Annotated in this window: 4 protein-coding genes; all 4 read left to right on the top strand. The window is 68.1% G+C overall.

From position 1 onward, the window contains the following. Positions 1-97 precede the first annotated feature (97 nt). On the top strand, positions 98-361 hold the full coding sequence (locus JWQ91_RS16395; protein ID WP_297786663.1) for a DUF2516 family protein: 264 nt from the start codon (positions 98-100) through the stop codon (positions 359-361). A gap of 96 nt (positions 362-457) precedes the next feature. Next, positions 458-2,104, top strand: a complete 1,647-nt coding sequence (locus tag JWQ91_RS16400; protein ID WP_297786664.1) for a BCCT family transporter — start codon at positions 458-460, stop codon at positions 2,102-2,104. Between the two features lie 32 nt (positions 2,105-2,136). Then, positions 2,137-2,760, top strand: coding sequence for an alpha-ketoglutarate-dependent dioxygenase AlkB (locus JWQ91_RS16405; protein WP_297786667.1), 624 nt, complete (start codon positions 2,137-2,139; stop codon positions 2,758-2,760). Positions 2,761-2,914: 154 nt separating this feature from the next. Further along, the coding region (locus JWQ91_RS16410; RefSeq protein ID WP_297786670.1) for a hypothetical protein at positions 2,915-3,212 on the top strand (298 nt) is incomplete at its 3' end.

Consider the following 3,212-nt stretch of genomic DNA (forward strand, 5'->3'; position numbering starts at 1 on the left):
GACCCCGGCCGCCAAGCAGTCCTGACGTAGCCCACGCAGAGGCGGGTCCCCGGTGACGGGGGCTCGCCGCTGCCGCGTGGACCGGTAGCCTTCGGGCATGTTCGAGATCCAGGGCGGGGCGCTGCTCGTCATCACGGTGGTCCTGTTCATCATCAAGGCGTTCGCGCTGGTGGACTGCGTCGCCCGCCCCGCGGGCCAGTTCGCGTATGCTGACACCTTGCCGAAGAAGAGCTGGCTGATCATCCTGATCATCGCGCTCGCGGCGCACCTGGTGTGGCTCGACCCCCTCAGTATCCTCAATCTCGTCGGCACCGTCGCCGCCCTGGTCTATCTCGCCCAGCTGCGGGGCTCGTCACACTGACGCGCGGTGTCATCCGCATCACGGTGTGGCCCGGAACAGGCGAGGTACGCCTGACCGGTTGCTCGACAACTGAACAGAACGGATCGAGGATTTTTCATGATCGAACCGAAACTCTCCTGGCGCCGACGCATCGACCCGGTGGTCTTCTTCGTCACCGGCGCGATCGCGATCGGCTTCGTCGCGTGGGGACTGATGAGCACGCCCAGCCTGGGCTCCGCCTCGTCGTCCGCGCAGGACTGGGTCATCACCAACACGGGATGGTTCTTCGTCCTGTCATCGACATTCTTCGTGATCTTCGTGATCTGGCTGGCGGCGAGCAAGTACGGCCGCATCCCGCTGGGCGAGGAGGGCGAGAAGCCCGAGTTCGGCACGGTGTCCTGGATCGCGATGATGTTCAGCGCCGGCATGGGCATCGGACTGATGTTCTGGGGCGTCGCCGAGCCGCTGTCGCACTACGCCTCACCCCCGCCGGGGACCTCGGAGGCGCAGACCGACGAGGCGATGCAGACCGCGATGGCCACCACGATGTTCCACTGGGCCCTGCACCCGTGGGCTATCTACGCCGTCGTCGGGATCGCGATCGCGTACGGCACGTTCCGCAAGGGGCGCAAGCAGCTCATCTCCTCGGTGTTCCGTCCCCTGATCGGCGCCCGCGCTGACGGTCCGGTGGGCCGGGTCATCGACATCCTCGCGATCTTCGCGACCCTGTTCGGCTCGGCCGCCTCGCTGGGCCTCGGCGCGCTGCAGATCGGCAGCGGGCTGCAGTTCAACGGCTGGGTCGACAGTCCCGGCAAGGTCGTGCTCGTCGTGGTCATCGTGCTGCTGACGATCGCATTCATCGCCTCGGCGGTGTCGGGCATCGCCAACGGCATCCAGCTGTTGTCGAACGTCAACATGGTCCTGGCGCTGGTGCTGGCCGCGTTCGTCTTCGTCGCCGGCCCGACGCTGCTGATCCTCAACCTGCTTCCGACCGCACTGGGCGACTATGCCTCGCAGATGACCGAGATGGCGTCGCGCACCGCTGCCAGCGGTGACGACACGATGAAGGACTGGCTCGCCGGCTGGACGATCTTCTACTGGGCCTGGTGGGTCTCTTGGACGCCGTTCGTCGGCATGTTCATCGCCCGCATCAGCCGGGGACGCACGATCCGGCAGTTCGTGACCGGCGTGCTGATCGTGCCGTCGCTGGTGAGCCTCGTCTGGTTCGCCGTCTTCGGCGGCACGGCGATCGACGTGCAGCGCAACACCGGCGAGCTCGTCGACAAGGGCGGCGCGGTCAACACCGACTCGGCACTCTTCGCGATGCTCGACCAGCTCCCCATCGCCCCCGTGACGACGGTGCTGGTCATGGTGCTCGTCGGCATCTTCTTCGTCTCCGGCGCGGATGCGGCCTCGATCGTCATGGGCACGCTCAGCGAGAAGGGCTCGATCGACCCGTCGAAGCGGACCGTCATCTTCTGGGGCACCGTCATGGGCGGGGTCGCGGCGATCATGCTCGTGATCGGTGGCGACGACGCGCTCAACGGCCTCCAGGCGATCACGATCGTCGCGGCGGTGCCCTTCGTCCTCGTCATGGCGGTGATGTGCGTGGCCCTGGTCAAGGACCTAGGCACCGACCCCATGGTGATCCGGGGGCAGATGGGCGAGGAGATGATCGAAGGGGCCGTCCTGACCGGCCTCGAGGAGCACGACGGCGAGTTCGTGCTGATGGTCGAGGCCTCAGAGGCCGACGCCACCCCCTAGAACATGTGTTCGATCCGGCGTACGCTCGTGGTGTGACCGACTACTACCAGGGCTCGCTGCTCGATGCGGGTCGATCTCCCGAGATCGGCCCGCTCGCCGTCAGGCGTACCCCGCTGACCGCGGGGGCGTGGGTCGACGTGCTGCCCGGGTGGGTCAGCGGCTCCGACGAGCTGTTCCTGCGGCTGCAGTCCGACGTCCCCTGGCGGGCCGACCGGCGCGAGATGTACGACCGGGTCGTCGACGTCCCGCGGCTGCTGTGCCACTACGGCGTCGGCGAGGAGCTGCCCGACCCGCTCCTGCTCGACGCCCGGGAGCGGCTCAGCGACCACTACGAGGCGGAGCTGGGGGAGCGGTTCGTGACGGCGGGGCTGTGCCACTACCGCGACGGGCGGGACAGCGTCGCCTGGCACGGTGACCGCATCGGCCGGAGCCGGACGCAGGACACGATGGTCGCGATCATCTCCCTCGGCGCCGCCCGGCGGCTGTCCCTGCGGCCCCGGGGTGGCGGCGAGCAGATCGGCTTCGCCCTCGGCCACGGGGATCTCGTCGTGATGGGTGGCTCGTGCCAGCGCACCTGGGACCACGCGATCCTCAAGACCGCCCGCCCCGTCGGCCCCCGCATCAGCATCCAGTTCCGCCCCCGAGGAGTCCTCTAACCCCGGTAGGGGCGGTGCGCTGGCGTCCAGGCTCACGCCGGGGGCGGTGCGCTGGTCGCCCTTCCCAGCCGGGAGCGGTGCACGCGTCGCCCTTCATGACTGCGGGCGGTGCGTAGGTCTTCCTCACGGCTCGGTAAGGGCGAACGATGCACCGATGCACAGGAGCGGATACTCCGTCGACCTGTGCACAGTCGGGCAGAACGTCCTCGCTGTTGGCGAGGACGAAGGCTGTGCTGGGAACATGCCTCGTCAACCCTTCGTGCCGGATGGTTTCCGGGATCGTCCGTTCAGCCAGTCCGAAGCACTCAAGAACGGGCTCACCGTCCACATGCTCAACGGCCCGACCTGGAAGAGGGTGCTGCCGCGTGTGTGGGTCCACCGCGATCACCAGATGTCGGACGCTGACCGAATCCTTGCGGCGTCGCTCGCCATGCCGGCGCGGGCCCAGCTCA

The organism is Aeromicrobium sp., from assembly GCF_025965075.1.
GTDB lineage: Bacteria > Actinomycetota > Actinomycetes > Propionibacteriales > Nocardioidaceae > Aeromicrobium.